Below are 15,631 nucleotides of genomic sequence, written 5' to 3'. Positions count from 1 at the left end.
GATGGTATGGCCACATCACCGAACCAGAATGCGGCGGCGATTGCGCTGAACCGTTTCGGTCTTGGCGCGCGTGCCGGCGACACGCCGCCCGCCGACCCGAAGGAGTGGCTGCTCGCGCAGTTCGAACAGTATCAGCCGCGGCCTGCCGCGTGGGCGAGCCAACCCGATTCGGTGGCCCTGTCCGGCGAACTGGCGCAGCAGCGCATGCAGCTGAATCAACTGAACCAGCAGAACCAGCAGAACCAGCGGAACGTCAGCGAAGGCGCAGCCGCCAATCAGGCGAATGCGGAGGTCAACCCGCAAACCAATGGACAAGCCGGCACGCAAACCGCCGTGCAAGGCGCAACAGAAACCGCCGCCCAAACTGCTAAGCAAGCCGAACGAAAAGCATTGCGCGGCGAAATTCTCGACATCTACCGTTCCTCCGTGAACGCGCGGGTCGCAAGCGCACTGACCACGCAGACGCCTTTCATCGAGCGGCTGGTTCATTTCTGGGCGAACCACTTCGCGGTATCCACGGAAAAGCCCGCCGTCGCGGCACTGGCCGGTTCATTCGAAGCGGAAGCAATCCGCCCGCACGTGCTCGGTCGTTTCGAAGACATGCTGGTCGCAGTCGAACGTCATCCGGCCATGCAGTTGTTTCTCGACCAGACGCGCTCGGTCGGGCCGGACAGCATGGCGGCCATGCGCGCCGCAGCGCGCAATCCGAACGTCAAACGCGGTCTGAACGAGAACCTCGCGCGCGAAATCATGGAGCTGCACACGCTCGGCGTACGCAGCGGCTATAGCCAGGACGACGTCACCGAATTCGCCCGCGCACTGACCGGCTGGAGCCTCGCCGGCAATCCTGGCAATCCTGGCAATCCTGGCAATCCTGGCAATGCGGGCAACCTGCGCGGGCCGGCTCAGCTGCCGAACGCCGCCCCAGGCACCTTCGTGTTTCGCGTCGCGCTGCACGAGCCGGGCTCGCGAACCATCATGGGCCGCCGCTATGATCAGCCGGGAGAAGGGCAGGCGCTGGCGATCCTGCACGACCTCGCGAGTGCGCCCGCGACCGCGCGGCACATCGGCGGCAAGCTCGCCCGTCACTTCGTCGCGGACAATCCGCCGCCTGAGGTGAGCGAACGGCTGGCAAGCGCATTCGCGCGCAGCGGCGGCGATCTGCCGACTGTGTACCGGACGCTGCTCGACATGCCGCAGGCGTGGTCGCCGACAGCCGTGAAGTTCAAGACGCCGTGGGAATGGACCATTTCTTCGATGCGCGGGCTCGGCTGGCAGGATCTCGGCAACCTGCAGGCCGCTCCCATCCTGACGCAACTCGGCCAGCCTGTCTGGCGGCCGGGCTCGCCCGCGGGCTACGACGATATTGCCGCGAGCTGGGCGGCGCCCGATGCGCTCGTGCGCCGGGTCGAAGTGGCACAGCGCTTCGCCGCGCGTGTCGGCGACCGGCTCGATGCGCGCTCGCTCGGCCAGACCTTGCTGGCCGGCTCGCTCAGTGCGCCGACTGCCGCGGCCGTGTCGCGTGCCGAAAGCGCATCGACGGCGATCGCGCTGCTGTTGGTCTCGCCGGATTTTCAACGGAGATGAACGCCATGTTTTCACGCCGCAAGTTTCTGAGCATGGCCGCGACCGGCGCGGGCGCGATTCTCGTGTCGCCGCGGATCGCGTTCGCCAGCGTCGCCACGGACCGCCGTTTCGTGTTCGTGATCCAGCGCGGTGCGGCCGACGGCCTGAACATCGTCGTGCCGTACGCCGAACCCGCCTATGCGACATTGCGCGGTGCGCTTGCGATCGATGCAGCCACGGCGACCCGGCTCGACGGCACCTTCGCGCTGCATCCCGCGCTCGTGCAGACTGCTGCGATGTACGCGGATCGTCAAGCGCTGTTCGTCCACGCGGTGGCGTCGCCGTATCGTGACCGCTCGCACTTCGACGGGCAGAACGTACTGGAGACTGGCGGCGCCTCGCCGTATCAGATGAAGGACGGCTGGCTCAACCGGCTCGTCGCATCCATGCCCACTACGCGCGAGAACGCGATCGCCTTCGCACCGACCGTGCCGATGGCGCTGCGCGGCAACGCGCCGGTGACCTCGTACGCGCCTTCGGGCTTGCCGCAGGCGCCTGACGACCTGCTCATGCGGGTCTCGCAACTGTACGACCAGGACGCGCAATTGCGGCCGTTATGGGAGTCGGCCATGACGGCGCGCGGACTCGCGGGCGACGCCGGAGCGCGTCAGGACCCGGCGAGCCTCGGCAAGCTCGCCGCCGGCTTTCTGTCGCGCGACGACGGCCCGCGTATTGCGATGATCGAAACCGCTGGCTGGGACACCCACACCGCGCAAAACGCGCGCCTCGCCAATCAGCTGAAAGCGCTCGACACGATGCTGGCGGCATTGCGCGACGGCATGGGCCCGTTGTGGAATAAGACCACCGTGGTGGTGGCGACCGAATTCGGCAGAACCGCCGCTGCCAACGGCACGGGGGGCACCGATCATGGCACCGGCTCGGTGGCGATGGTGCTGGGTGGCGCGGTGGCGGGCGGACGCGTGCTCGCCGACTGGCCTGGCCTGAAACCGGGCGACCTCTACGAAGCGCGCGACCTCAAGCCGACGATGTCGCTGGACGCATTGATCGCCGGCGCCGCAAGCGAAAGCCTCGGACTCGATCCGCAGCGCACGGCCGCCACGCTATTCGGCCAGACCGCGAGCATACGTCCGATGACGGGACTCGTGCGGGCATAACCCGCACGTCATCAGGACGACAGGCCGCACCGCAAATTAGCTCGTGCGGCGCGGCCCATCACAACCGCTCGTCATTGATCGATCACGAGGCGCAATCAACCTCCGCCGCCGCCACCTTGCGTGCCGAGCGTCAGCTTGTTGTTCACCGAGGTCACGCCTGCCACGCCCTTGGCGACTTGCTCCGCTTGCGGGATCTGCGCTCCATCGGGCACCGTGCCGGTCAACGTCACCGCACCGCCACGCGCCCGGACAAACACGTTCGACACGTCAAAACCCTGCGCTTTCGCCAGAGCCTTGCGCACGGCCAGACCCAACTTGCGGTCCGTGCTCTTCATCGCCTTCGTATTTTGAGCCGGCGCCGCCATGGTGCCCGAGGCCGCCATGGCGTCGCTCGACTGGGCATAGGCGCTGGACGCAGTCGCCACACACAATGCGATGCCGAGCGCCTTCAATAGATTGAGTGTTTTCACGTTTTCTCCATTCCTCGAAAAGTTGATTTCGCATCGTTGCATGCAAAAAGCCACGCGCCAGCAAGCGCTTTGCCGCTCGCATGGAGCCTCCAGTCTTGTAGAAGACTGACGTCGTGAAGCTCCCAGCGCGCTTAAACAATACTCCAGCAAACGCGCGAGCGTTGAAAAAACTGACCGTGCGCCATGTCGCAAGCGCGCGCCATCCTTGCGCGATTTCGTGGGCGCCGATACTCCGGACTATAATTCCGCAGCCCGGATCGCCCCCGATCGGGGCGATGGTTTGTCCTTCAGATGGTGACGTTTCGCGGGAGCGCGTTTCATTTTGAGCAAAGCCAATCACAGCCCGATCGGTCATCCGGTCGAGGCCCCGAGCGCGGCAGACGGTGCGCCAACACTCGCTGCGTCGGCCGGCGCGAATCCGGTCCTCGCGAGCCGGACGGCGCACGAGGCGCATAAGGACGACCGGCATTTCGTCACGGCACTCGCGCGCGGGCTCGAGGTGCTGGCGTGTTTTCGCTCGGGCGACAAATCGCTGAGCAATCAGGAACTCGCATTGCGCTGCAGGCTGCCGAAGTCGACGGTATCGCGTCTGACGCATACGCTGACGCTGCTCGGCTATCTGATTCATTTGAAAGAGAGCGGCAAGTACCGCCTTGGCACGGCCTCGCTTGCGCTGGGCAGCGCGATGCTCGCGCGGCTCGATGTCCGCAAGATCGCCCGGCCGGTGATGCAGGAGTTGGCCGATGTTGTCGGCGCAACCGTTTCGTTGGGTACGCGCGACCGGCTCTCGATGATCTATGTGGAAAATTGCCGGGCCTCGGTTGCGCTCACGCTGACGCTGGACGTCGGTTCGCGTATCCCGGTCGCCACGTCGGCGATTGGCCGCGCCTGGCTCGCGGCGATCCCAGAACACGACCGTCTCAGCTTCATGGAACAGGTGCGCGAACTCGATCACGTGAGCTGGCCGAGAACCCGCCGCGGCATTGAGAATGCGCTCGAGGATTACCGCACGCTCGGCGTGGCGACGTCATTCGGGGACTGGCAGAAAGAGGTGAACGGCATCGCGCGTGCTTTCCAGCCGGGTGGCGAGCTGCCCGTCATGGCGATCAATGTCGGCGGACCTTCGTTCAGGCTCTCGAAGCAATTCCTGCTCGAAGAAGTGCGGCCACGCCTGATCGACGTGGTGACGCAACTGGAAACCGCACTGTCGCATTGAGCGGTGCCGGGTGGTATCAAGCGGCGCCGATAGCCACGTCGAACGCCGCGTCGAACGCCGCGTTGAAAGCCGCATTGAGCGGCAGCGCCTAGAACCACTGAGGCGCCATGCTGAGCGTCGTGTCGTCGAGACTGCGCAGCGTGGCAAGCATCAGCGAGACGCGCGGTAATTCCCAATGGAAGAACCATTGGCAAGCATGCAGCTTGCCGCGATAGAAGTCACGATCGGCTTCACTCTTCGCTTGAGGTAGCGCGGCGCTCGCAACGATCGCCTGCCGCAACCACGTCCACGCAATCGCGACATGACCGAACGCTTCGAGAAAAGCATTCGCGTTGGCGAGCGCGCGTTCGCTTTCGCTGGCGAGCGTGGGCAGTAACGCTTCGACCGTGCCGGTCAATTCGTTCCATGCCTGGCTAAGCGAACCGGCATACGCTTGCAAAGCCGGATGAACTCGAGCCGATTCGACGCTGCGCTGTATTTCGCGCCCCAACAGCTTAAGCGCCGCACCCTGTTTCATCACGACTTTGCGGCCGAGCAGATCGATTGCCTGAATGCCGTGCGTGCCTTCGTGAATCATGTTCAGGCGATTGTCGCGGTAGAACTGCTCGACCGGATATTCACGCGTATAGCCGTAACCGCCGTGAATCTGGATCGCCAGACTATTCGCTTCGAGGCACCACTGCGAGGGCCACGACTTCACCACCGGCGTCAGCAGATCGAGCAGCAGGCCCGCTTCGGCGCATGCGGTGTCGGTCTCACCGGTGTTCTGTTCGTCGACGAGGCGCGCCGCGTACAGGCAGAGCGCGTAGGCGCCCTCCACATAGGCCTTTTGTGCGAGCAGCATGCGGCGCACGTCAGCGTGTTCGATCAACGGCAATTGCGGATCGAGCGGGTTCTTGTTATCCGGGCGACGTCCTTGTGGCCGTTCACGCGCGTAATCGAGCGACGCCAGATAGCCGCGATAGCCGAGCATGACCGCACCGAGGCCGACGCCGATGCGCGCCTCGTTCATCATGTGGAACATATACGCGAGACCGTGATGCGGTTCGCCTATCAGCTCGCCGATGCATTCGCCGCGTTCGCCGAACGACAGCATTGTCGACGTCGTGCCGCGCCAGCCCATCTTGTGAATCAACCCCGCGAGCGCGACGTCGTTGCGCGCGCCGAGGCTGCCGTCGTCATTCACGTGGAATTTCGGCACCGTGAAGAGCGAGATGCCCTTGACGCCCGGCGGCCCGCCGGGAATGCGCGCCAGCACCAGATGAACGATGTTCTCGCTCAACTCGTGATCGCCGCCCGAAATGAAAATCTTGTTGCCGCGGATCGAATAGGTGCCGTCTTCGTTTGGCGTTGCACTGGTAACGAGATCCGAGAGGCTCGAACCCGCTTGCGGCTCGGTCAGCGCCATCGTGCCGAACGCGCGGCCTTCGAATAAGGCTTGCAGATACTTGCGCTTCTGCGCCGCGCTGCCGAAACGTTCGATCACGTTCGCATTCGCCGTGGTCAGCATCGCGTAAGACGAGGTGGCGATGTTGGCGCTCTTGAAGAGCGACAGGCACGCAAAGGAAATCACCGAGGGCAACTGCATGCCGCCCCATTCGTAGTCTTTGCCTGCCGCGAGGAAACCGGCGGAGCGGAACGCGTCGAGTGCGTCCTTGACCTCGGCGGGCATCGTGACGCGTCGGCCGTCGAATTGCGGTTCGTGCTCGTCCGAAAGACGGTTGTGCGGCGCGAACTTTTCGGCGGCGACTGCATGAGCGGTTTCGAGTGCCGCGTTGAAAGTCTCGCGGCTGTGGTCGGCGTGGCGCGCGCGCTGCGTGAGCGTCTCGGCCTCGAGCACTTCGAACAACTGGAATTCCAGATCACGCGAGTTGATGATCAACGCATCTTGCATGGGAGAAGACCCGTCCAAAGGTGAGCCGCTATGCAGAACAACTACGCGAAACGCGCGAAAACCCGCGAAATCGCATAGACGCGGCCCGATTGAAAAGTGCGGTATTCGGGTTAGTCCCGATGACCCGCCCATCGGCGATGCATGTCAGTTTAAATCAAAAGTGAATGAGCGTGCTTTTATTTACACGCCGAATTTCGGCACGTATGATGGTCGAAAAATCTGGAATAGAAGTCTGCATTGCAGAACAACTTGGAGGAGCGTCGTAATGTCTGTGAAAGACCTGTTTCAACTGGACGGCAAGGTTGCACTGATCACGGGAGGGTCTCGCGGGCTGGGCCTGCAAATGGCCGAGGCATTGGGAGAAATGGGCTGCCGCGTGGCGATCACCGCGCGCAAGGCCGACGAACTCGCCGAGGCGAAAACGCATCTGCAAAGCAGGGGTATCGAGGTGCAGACGGTCGTCAACGATCTGCAGCGTTTCGAGGGCATCCCCGGTCTCGTGGATGAAGTGCTCGGCCTGCATGGCTGCATCGACATTCTCGTGAACAACGCGGGCGCGACATGGGGCGCACCCGCCGAGGACTACCCCGACGAAGCGTGGCACAAGGTGATGAACCTGAACGTCAACGCACCGTTTTTCGTCGCGCGCGAAGTCGGCAAGCGCAGCATGATCCCGCGCCGTGCGGGCAAGATCATCAACATCGCGTCGGTGGCAGGCCTGAAGGGTTCGCCGGCTGGCATGAACGCGATTGCGTACAACACGTCCAAGGCCGCTGCGATCAACTTCACGCGCGCGCTCGCGGGGGAATGGGGCAAGTACAACATCAACGTCAACGCGATCTGCCCGGGCTTTTTTCCGTCGAAGATGTCGGCCGGCCTGCTCGACAAGCTCGAAGACACCGTCGTCTCGCGCACACCTTTGCAGCGTCTCGGCGGCGACGAGGATCTCAAAGGCCCGGTCGTGTTCCTCGCGAGCGAAGCGTCGCGTCACATCACGGGCCAGTATTTCGCGGTGGACGGCGGCTCGATCATTATCTGATTGGCGGGTCCCGAGGCGCGACGCAGTGCCAACCCTGTCCGTCACTCGGCGGACGTCAACGAAGCGCGCACCATCCGTGTGAAACGCGCACAGACAGCAAGGCAGGAGACGCCGATGAACGAACGCCATCACCCGAATTGGCCACCGCAAGTGCCGCTGCATCTGACGCTGCCCGAGACCAACATTTTCTATAACGCCGAAGTGTCGGCGGCGCGCTTTCCCAACAAGCCGTTCATCGTTTTCTACGACACGCCGGTTACGTTCGGTGAGTTCAAGGACGAAACCGAGCGCATCGCCGGATTTCTTCAGCAGGAATGTCACGTCAAGGCGGGCGACCGCGTACTGCTCTACATGCAGAACAGCCCGCAATGGATCATCGCTTACTACGCGATCCTGCGTGCCAACGCCGTCGTGGTTCCGGTCAATCCGATGAACATGAGCGATGAACTGGCGCATTACGTCGAGGACAGCGGGGCGACCACGATCATCGCGCCGCAATGCCTGTTCGCGAATGTCGAGCCCTTGATCGGCGCCGGCCCTGGCCGGGGTATCGAGCACGTAATCGTCGCTACGTATAGCGATTATCTGAAGCGGCCGTCGCCGATTCCCGTGCCGGAATTCGTGGCGGCGCCGCGCAAGACCTTCAATATCTCCGGCGTCACGCCGTGGCGCGAGGTGCTCGAACGGCGCATCGCGCCGGGTCCGCTCACCACGGGTCCGGACGATCTGTGCGTGATGCCGTACACGTCCGGCACGACCGGCAAGCCGAAGGGCTGCATGCATACGCACCGCAGCGTGATGAGCACGTTGCTTGGCGGCTGTGTCTGGTTTTCGGCGCCGCCGGACGGGGTGTATCTATCGGTGTTGCCGCTCTTTCACGTGACCGGCATGCAAGGCGGCATGAACAGCGCGGTCTTCTCCGGCGCCACGATTGTCCTGTTGCCGCGCTGGGATCGGGAAGCGGCGGCGTTATGCATGCAGAGATATCGCGTGACCGCGTGGCAGTCGATCACGGCGATGATGGTCGATTTTCTGTCGAACCCGAAGCTCGGCGAGTACGATCTGTCGAGCCTGACGGGCGCGCGCGGCGGCGGCGCGGCGATGCCGGACGCGATTGCCAGAAAGCTCAAGTCGCTGACGGGACTCGATTACGTCGAAGGCTACGGCATGTCGGAGACGATTGCCGGCACGCACATCAATCCACCGCATCGGCCCAAGCCGCAATGCCTGGGCATTCCCGTGTTCGACGTGGACTCGCGCGTGATCGATCCCGTCACGCTGCAGGAACTTGCGCAAGGCGAAACAGGCGAGATCATCGTCAACGCGCCGCAGGTGATGCAAGGTTACTGGCGCAATCCCAAGGCGACTGAAGAAGCGTTTATCGAACTCGACGGCAAACGTTTTCTGCGTACCGGCGACCTCGGCCATATCGACGAGGACGGGTATTTTTTCATGACCGATCGCCTCAAGCGCATGATCAACGCGTCGGGTTACAAGGTGTGGCCGGCGGAAGTCGAGGCGCTCATGTACCGGCATCCCGCAATCCACGAGGTGTGCGTGATCGGCGTGAAGGACGCGAAGCGCGGCGAGACCGTCAAGGCGCTGGTGGTGCCCGCCGCGACGCATGCCGGCACGGTCACCGAGCAGGAGATCATCGACTGGTCGCGCGAACAGATGGCGTCTTACAAGGCGCCGCGCATCGTCGAGTTCGTGGCGTCGCTGCCCAAGTCGGGCAGCGGCAAGATTCTGTGGCGCAAGTTGCAGGAAGAGGATGCGGCACGCACGGCCGCGGCCAGTGAGAGCAACGGCAGCACCGGCAGCACAGGAGGCGCCTCGTCATGACATGGCTCGAAGCGTTACTGGACGCACCGTTCGTCTGTATCACCGACATGCTCCGCCGCTTCGCCCAGGAACGTGGTGAGCACGCGGCGCTGATCTGCGACGGCGAGGTCGTCACCTATGCCGCGCTGGATGCGCGAGTCGATCGCTTTGCCGCCGCATTGCAGCGCGACGGCATCAAGCCTCGCGATGCGATTGCGTTATGCGCGGCCGCCTCGGCGGAATACGCGGTGGCGTTTCTCGGCGGCCTGCGGGCAGGGGCGGCGGTCGCGCCGCTCGCACCGTCGTCGAGCGCGGCGAGTCTCGTCGGCATGATCGGCAACTCGGGCGCGCGGCTGTTGTTTCTCGACGCCGACGTCAGGCGCCTGCTCGAACCGGTGGCCACTGAGATCAGCGCCATCCCCATCGCGCTCGATGCGCATGCGGGCAGCGCCGCGCTCGAAGCGTGGCTCGCGCCCAAGGGCGCAATGCCTGATGCCGTGACGATCGATCCGGCCTGGCCCTTCAACATCATCTATTCGTCAGGCACCACGGGTACGCCGAAAGGCATCGTGCAGTCGCACGGCATGCGCTGGGCCTATGCGGTGCGCAGCATCCAGCGCGGCTATGGCCCGGACGCCACGACACTGATCTCCACCCCGTTGTATTCGAACACGACGCTCGTGAGTTTCATGCCGACGCTGACATTCGGCGGCACAGTCGTGTTGATGCCGAAATTCGACGCCACGCGCTATCTCGAACTGGCGCAACAGTATCGCGTCACGCACACCATGCTGGTGCCGGTCCAGTATCAGCGCTTGATGGCGCATCCGGATTTCGACCGTTACGACCTCTCCGGCTTTCAGGCCAAGTTCTGCACCAGCGCACCGTTCGCGGCAAGCGTGAAGGCGGACGTGGTGCGCCGCTGGCCGGGCAAGCTCACCGAGTACTACGGCATGACCGAAGGCGGTGGCTCCTGCCAGCTGGAGGCCGACGAATTTCCCGCCAAGCTGCACACGGTCGGCAAACCGATGGAAGGTCACGACATCCGTCTGATCGACGAGCTCGGCAACGAAGTAGCGGCGGGCGGGGTGGGCGAAATCGTCGGCCATTCTCCCGCGATGATGACCGGCTACTACCGTCAACCCGACAAGACTGCCGAGGCGGAGTGGTACGACCCGAGCGGCAAGCGCTTTATCCGCACGGGCGACATGGGCCGTTTCGATGCAGACGGTTTCTTGACACTGCTCGATCGCAAGAAGGACATGATCATTTCGGGCGGCTTCAACATTTATCCGAGCGATCTCGAGTCCGAACTGTGCTTGCATCCTGACGTTGCGGATGTGGCCGTGGTAGGCGCGCAGTCGGCGCAGTGGGGCGAGACACCGGTCGCGTTCGTGGTGCGCCGTCCGCTTGCATCGATCGACACCGACACGCTGCTGGCCTGGGTCAACGCGCGGCTCGGCAAGATGCAGCGGCTCTCCGCGCTGACTTTTATCGACGCGTTGCCGCGCAGTCCGATCGGCAAGGTGCTGAAACGGGAATTGCGCGAGCAGTACTCTCGCGCCGCGCGTTAGCAGAGCGTATCGAGACGCCTGGCGACACCTGACTGAATACACCAACTGGCAATGGGACACGACATGAACAATTTTGAAGGCAAGGTTGCGGTGATCACCGGCGCCGGCTCCGGATTCGGCCGTGAGTTCGCACGGCTCGGCACGAAGCTGGGCATGCGCCTCGTACTCGCCGACGTGCAACAGGACGCACTCGACGAAACCTTTGCCGAGGTGAGCGCGGCCGGCGCACAGGCCATCGCGCGCCGCGTCGATGTCGCGAAGGGCGAGGAAATCGACGCGCTGGCGCGCGCCACGCTCGACACCTACGGCAGCGTGCATCTGGTGTTCAACAATGCGGGCGTGGGCGGCAGCGGCGGCCTCGTGTGGGAGAACACCGAGCGCGACTGGCAATGGCTGCTCGGTGTCAACCTGTGGGGCGTGATTCACGGCGTGCGGGCGTTCACGCCGCTGATGCTCGACGCCGCCCAACGCGATCCGGATTATCGCGGGCATATCGTCAACACGGCGTCGATGGCCGGCATGCTCAATCCACCGATGATGGGGCCGTACAACGTGTCGAAACATGCGGTGGTGTCGCTGACCGAGTCGCTGTATCAGGATCTTTCGCTGGTCACGCAGCAGGTCGCGTGCTCGGTGCTGTGTCCGTATTTTGTGCCGACGGGCATCGCGAAGGCGCATCGCAACCGGCCGTCCGAATTGGCCAACGACACGCCGCCCACCTTGTCGCAACGCGTATCGCGCGTGATGAGCGAAAAGGCCGTGAATTCGGGGAAGGTGAGTGCGGAAACGGTCGCGGGCATGGTGTTCGATGCGATCCGCGAAGAGCAGTTCTATATCTTTTCGCATCCGCACGCTCTTGCCGCCGTGAAGATGCGCGCCGAGGATATCGTTACGCCGCGCAACCCGACCGATCCGTTTGCCGAGCGGCCTGACGTGCGTGTGCAGATTATCGAGGCGTTGAAGGGCTAAGCGAACCGCACGGTCCGGCCGATTCGATTGCCGAACGGCCGCAAGTGCGCGAGTCCATTAGCTGATGTGTTGAAGCGGTAATGGTGAGCCGACATGGTCAGCCGGACTGGAATACGCGAAGCGCCGTGGAAACCACGGCGCTTTTTTACGCCTATTTCGCCTCGTTACTTCGCCGCGGTAAGCGAACTCAACCCCGCCGACTTCAACTGTCCCCCCTGAACCACCGCCGCAACCGGATTGCCGATCACGAAGCCGCCATGGTCGTCGACACCCGTCACGCTTTGCGGATTGGCCTCGGGCGGCAGCGCCTTCACGGCTTTGTCGAACTGATTACGGATCGCGGTCGCGTCGCTGACGCTGCCGGCCAGCTTCATCGCGAGCGCCGTTGCGTAGACCGCGGTGTAGTTCAACGATACTTCCTGGCTCGGGTCACGGCCGCCGTGGCTCTTGCGGAAGCGCTCCACAAACATTCTGGCGTTCGGCGTATCGTCGTTGGCCAACGGCAATACCCCGATTGCGCCGTTCAACGGTGCATAGCCGCCAGTCACCTTGGCGACCTCGTCGAGCTTGGCCTGGTCCATCACAATGAAGCCGCCCTTGAAGCCCAGTTCGCGTGCCTGCTGCGCGATCAGGCCGGTCGGTTCGGACGGGCCGCCGATAAACATCACATCGGGCTTGGCCGCCAGCACGCGGCTTACGCCGCTGTAGAAATCGGTGGCGCGGTTATACGACATCGAATTGTCCGCGACGATCGTGCCGCCGGCCGCTTCCCACGCGGGCTTGAACGCGGCGACCCAGACCTTGCCGTAGTCGGTATCGGTGGCGGCGAGTGCCACCTTCTTGCCGTAGGTCGCCATTTCATATTTGATGAACGAGTTCAGATACGACGTGAACGCGGGCGGAATGCGCACCGTGAGCTTGTTGCCGCGCTCGCTGATCTGCGGCACGCTGGTGTACGAAAGCAGCAGCAGTTTCTGTTGCTCGTTGCTGGTCTGCACGGCGAAGCCGCCGCCCGAATGCGGCACGAGCACCACGGCGGCCTGCTGTTCCTGCGCGAGACGCCGCGCGTTGATCGCGGTTTCGGCGGGGTTGTACTTGTCGTCGAGTGGCACGATTTCGAACTTGATCTTCTTGCCGGCTACTTCGATGCCGGCCTGATTGACGTCGGCCGCGGCCATCTGCATGCCTTCGAGCACTTCCTGGCCGTACTTCGCCGCGCCGCCGCTCAACGGACCGGAGTAGCCGATATGCACCACCTGCTGCGCCATGGCCGAGCCGGAACCCAGCAGCGCGGTCGTGGCGAGCGCCGCAACTGCTCCAGCGCGTCCGCACAAGTGTTTGATCGTCATACGTGTCTCCTTTGGGATGGTTCGAATCGGCCCGCGCTCATGGCCACTCTATGGTCACGTTCATGGTCACGCGCCGGGCCGTGCATCAAATTCGCTCAGCCGCCGACGTAGGCGCGCCGGATCGCTTCGTTGTTCATCAGACTCGCGTGATCGCCTTCGAGCACGATGCGGCCGTTCTCGATCACGTAGGCACGGTGCGCGATCTTCAACGCCGCGAACGCGTTCTGCTCGGCGAGCAGCACCGTCGTTCCCGCGCGATTGATCTGCTGGATCACCTCGAACACCTGCTTGACCACCAGCGGTGCAAGACCGAGCGACGGCTCGTCGAGCAGCAGCACCTTGGGCCTAGCCATCATCGCGCGGCCGATCGCCACCATCTGCTGCTGGCCGCCGGACAGCGAGCCGGCCGGGTGATCCTTGCGTTCGGCGAGAAGCGGGAAGAGCGCGAATACGTGGTCGAGATTGCGCTGATTGCCGGCCTTGTCGCCGCGATGCACGTAGGCGCCGAGCGTGAGATTCTTCAGCACCGACATGCCGGGGAACAGCTTGCGGCCCTCGGGGCACTGAATCACGCCGTTGCGCACGATCTGCGCGGGCGTCATGCCGAGCAGCTCGCGCGTTCCCAGCCGCAGGCTGCCGCTCGCGGCGCGGCGCAGGCCGCTCGTTGCGAGAAAGATCGAACTCTTGCCCGCGCCGTTGGCGCCGAGCAGCACCACCAGTTCGCCGTCGTCGGCATGCAGCGTAATGCCGTCGAGCGCGCGGAAACTGCCGTAATCCAGCGCGACGTTGTCAAATCTCAGCATGCTCGCTCCCAAGGTAGGCATCGATCACGGCCGGGTTCGCGCGAATCTCGGCGGGCGTGCCTTCGGCGATTTTCTTGCCGTAGTTCAGCACCATGATGCGATCGGCGAGCTTCATGATCATGTTCATCTTGTGTTCCACCAGGCACACCGTCACGCCGTGCTTCACCAGTTTGCGGATCAGTTCGGCGAGGCCTTCGGTCTCTTCGGGATTGACGCCGCCCGCCGGCTCGTCGAGCAGCATCAGGCTCGGCTCGGTGGCGAGCGCGAGCGCCACGGCCGCACGTTTGCGCTCCTCCTGCGAGATGTCGCCGGCCATCCGTTCGGCAATCGCCGACAGCCCGACGAAGTCCAGCGCCTCGCGCGCCTTTTCGCGGCAGATGCGCTCTTCCTGTTTGAGCCGCGCTGAATGGGTCAATACATCCCACAAGCCTGAGCGCGTGCGGAGGCGGTGGCCGACGATCAGATTGTCGAGCACGCTGGCGCGGTCGAACAGCGCGGTGGATTGAAATGTGCGCGCGATGCCGAGGCGTGCCATCTGATCGGCAGCCAGTTTTGTCACGTCCTCGCCTTTGAAGCGAATACGCCCCGAGCTCGGCAGATGGGTGCCGCTGATCAGATTGAAGAAGGTGGTTTTGCCTGCGCCGTTCGGCCCGATGATCGCATTGATCTTGCCGGCTTCGATATGCGTGCTGACGTCGTCCACCGCGACGAGACCGCCGAAGCGCTTGCTGAGCGAGTCGATTTCAAGCATGACGGTCTCCGCGCGCGGGTTGCGACTGACGCGTGACGCCGCCTTTCGGCATTGCCGGTTTCACGTGACGGCCGTTTCTTGCCCTGTACAAGCCGACGATACCGTTCGGCAAAAAGATCACCAGCAGAATCAGGATCGGCCCGAACACGACGAAGCGGTACGCCTGCAAAAACTGCAGATACTGCGTGAGCCACGGTATGGCAAGCGCGCCGAGCAGCGGGCCGGCGAGGGTGCCGATGCCGCCCACCAGCATGTACATGGTCATGTCGAAGGTGTGCTCGACGCCGGCCAGATCCGGTCCGAGAAAGCGCACGGAGCCCGCGTAGAGGCCGCCCGCGAGCCCTGCATAGACGACCGAAAGCACGAAGGCCAGCACCTTGTTGCGCATCAGGTTGATACCGAGCGACTGCGCGAGGCCGTCGCTATTGCGGATCGCCATGAAGGTGCGGCCGAGCAGCGAGTTGACAATGCGATGCATCAGCCATACGCCGAGCACCAGGAACGCGAACACCAGGTAATAGAGCGGCCGCGGATTTTCAAACGAGACGATGCCGAACCCCGAAGGCGCCGGAATGCCGACGATGTCCGAGACGCCATGCGTGAGGCCGTCCCATTTCTCGATCACGAGAAACATGATGTAGCCCACACACAGCGTGAAAATAGAAAAGTAATGACCGCGCAAACGCAGCGACACGAGGCCGACCAGCGCGCCCAGTATCGCGACGACGACGCCCGACGCAATGAACGCGAGCCAGAACGGCACCTGATGATCGACCGTGAGAATGCCCACCGTGTACGCGCCCACCGCCATGAAGCTGCCGTGCGCGAGATTGAACTGCCCCGTATAGCCGGTGATCAGATTCAACCCGACGGTGGCCAGCGCGAAGACGTACGCGGTGGACATCACGGTGAGCATGTAGTCGTTGGTGGCCAGAAACGGAAACACGAGACCGATCGCGAACAGCAGCGTCCACCCCGGCTTGCCCTCGAATATTTTCATGACT

13 protein-coding genes are annotated in these 15,631 nt (G+C 63.6%); 7 read left to right on the top strand and 6 right to left on the bottom strand.

Translation table 11 applies throughout. The features are described from left to right. Window positions 1-6 precede the first annotated feature (6 nt). Together DSC91_RS07395 and DSC91_RS07390 are read left to right on the top strand one after the other, a co-directional pair. Window positions 7-1,587, top strand: a complete 1,581-nt coding sequence (locus tag DSC91_RS07395; protein WP_115777526.1) for a DUF1800 domain-containing protein — start codon at window positions 7-9, stop codon at window positions 1,585-1,587. Between the two features lie 5 nt (window positions 1,588-1,592). Then, window positions 1,593-2,741: a DUF1501 domain-containing protein gene (locus tag DSC91_RS07390; protein ID WP_115779738.1), complete on the top strand. Its 1,149-nt coding sequence runs from the start codon at window positions 1,593-1,595 to the stop codon at window positions 2,739-2,741. Between the two features lie 95 nt (window positions 2,742-2,836). On the opposite strand, the gene DSC91_RS07385 is transcribed toward DSC91_RS07390, so the two are convergent. Continuing rightward, entirely contained in the window at window positions 2,837-3,211 is a 375-nt protein-coding gene (locus tag DSC91_RS07385; protein ID WP_115777525.1) for a BON domain-containing protein, read from the bottom strand. 322 nt (window positions 3,212-3,533) lie between these two features. Here DSC91_RS07385 and DSC91_RS07380 point away from each other — a divergent pair, with 322 nt between their 5' ends. Further along, on the top strand, window positions 3,534-4,427 hold the full coding sequence (locus tag DSC91_RS07380; protein WP_229758386.1) for an IclR family transcriptional regulator: 894 nt from the start codon (window positions 3,534-3,536) through the stop codon (window positions 4,425-4,427). An 88-nt stretch (window positions 4,428-4,515) separates the two neighbouring features. Here DSC91_RS07380 and DSC91_RS07375 read toward each other — a convergent pair whose 3' ends face one another. Then, the gene (locus DSC91_RS07375; protein WP_115777524.1) at window positions 4,516-6,321 is read right to left on the bottom strand and encodes an acyl-CoA dehydrogenase; all 1,806 of its coding nucleotides are present in this window, start codon (window positions 6,319-6,321) and stop codon (window positions 4,516-4,518) included. Window positions 6,322-6,586: 265 nt separating this feature from the next. Between DSC91_RS07375 and DSC91_RS07370 the strand changes: the two genes are divergently transcribed. The 4 genes from DSC91_RS07370 (at window position 6,587) to DSC91_RS07355 (ending at window position 11,724) form a co-directional block, all read left to right on the top strand. Further along, window positions 6,587-7,360, top strand: coding sequence for an SDR family oxidoreductase (locus DSC91_RS07370; RefSeq protein WP_115777523.1), 774 nt, complete (start codon window positions 6,587-6,589; stop codon window positions 7,358-7,360). 114 nt (window positions 7,361-7,474) lie between these two features. Beyond that, a complete protein-coding gene (locus tag DSC91_RS07365) occupies window positions 7,475-9,202 on the top strand; it encodes a long-chain fatty acid--CoA ligase (RefSeq protein WP_115777522.1) in 1,728 nt (575 codons plus the stop codon). Beyond that, on the top strand, window positions 9,199-10,755 hold the full coding sequence (locus DSC91_RS07360) for a class I adenylate-forming enzyme family protein (RefSeq protein ID WP_115777521.1): 1,557 nt from the start codon (window positions 9,199-9,201) through the stop codon (window positions 10,753-10,755). The genes DSC91_RS07365 and DSC91_RS07360 overlap by 4 nt, the downstream gene beginning before the upstream one ends. Window positions 10,756-10,818: 63 nt before the next feature. After that, window positions 10,819-11,724 (top strand): SDR family oxidoreductase, encoded by a 906-nt coding sequence (locus DSC91_RS07355; protein ID WP_115779736.1) that lies wholly within the window; start codon window positions 10,819-10,821, stop codon window positions 11,722-11,724. A gap of 164 nt (window positions 11,725-11,888) precedes the next feature. Here DSC91_RS07355 and DSC91_RS07350 read toward each other — a convergent pair whose 3' ends face one another. From DSC91_RS07350 to DSC91_RS07335, 4 genes are all read right to left on the bottom strand, one after another. After that, window positions 11,889-13,073 carry an ABC transporter substrate-binding protein gene (locus DSC91_RS07350; RefSeq protein WP_115777520.1) on the bottom strand — a complete coding sequence of 395 codons (1,185 nt, stop codon included), beginning with the start codon at window positions 13,071-13,073 and terminating at the stop codon, window positions 11,889-11,891. Window positions 13,074-13,168: 95 nt separating this feature from the next. Next, window positions 13,169-13,876: an ABC transporter ATP-binding protein gene (locus tag DSC91_RS07345; protein ID WP_115777519.1), complete on the bottom strand. Its 708-nt coding sequence runs from the start codon at window positions 13,874-13,876 to the stop codon at window positions 13,169-13,171. After that, window positions 13,863-14,627 carry an ABC transporter ATP-binding protein gene (locus tag DSC91_RS07340; protein ID WP_115779735.1) on the bottom strand — a complete coding sequence of 255 codons (765 nt, stop codon included), beginning with the start codon at window positions 14,625-14,627 and terminating at the stop codon, window positions 13,863-13,865. Before DSC91_RS07340 ends, DSC91_RS07345 begins: the two co-directional genes overlap by 14 nt. Then, window positions 14,620-15,627 carry a branched-chain amino acid ABC transporter permease gene (locus DSC91_RS07335; protein ID WP_115777518.1) on the bottom strand — a complete coding sequence of 336 codons (1,008 nt, stop codon included), beginning with the start codon at window positions 15,625-15,627 and terminating at the stop codon, window positions 14,620-14,622. The genes DSC91_RS07340 and DSC91_RS07335 overlap by 8 nt, the downstream gene beginning before the upstream one ends. Window positions 15,628-15,631: the final 4 nt, after the last annotated feature.

Origin of the sequence: Paraburkholderia caffeinilytica (assembly GCF_003368325.1) — a bacterium.
Taxonomy (GTDB): Bacteria; Pseudomonadota; Gammaproteobacteria; order Burkholderiales; family Burkholderiaceae; genus Paraburkholderia; species Paraburkholderia caffeinilytica.
The sequence above is the reverse complement of the archived record's forward strand: the minus strand, read 5'-3'. Positions and strand labels throughout refer to the sequence as shown.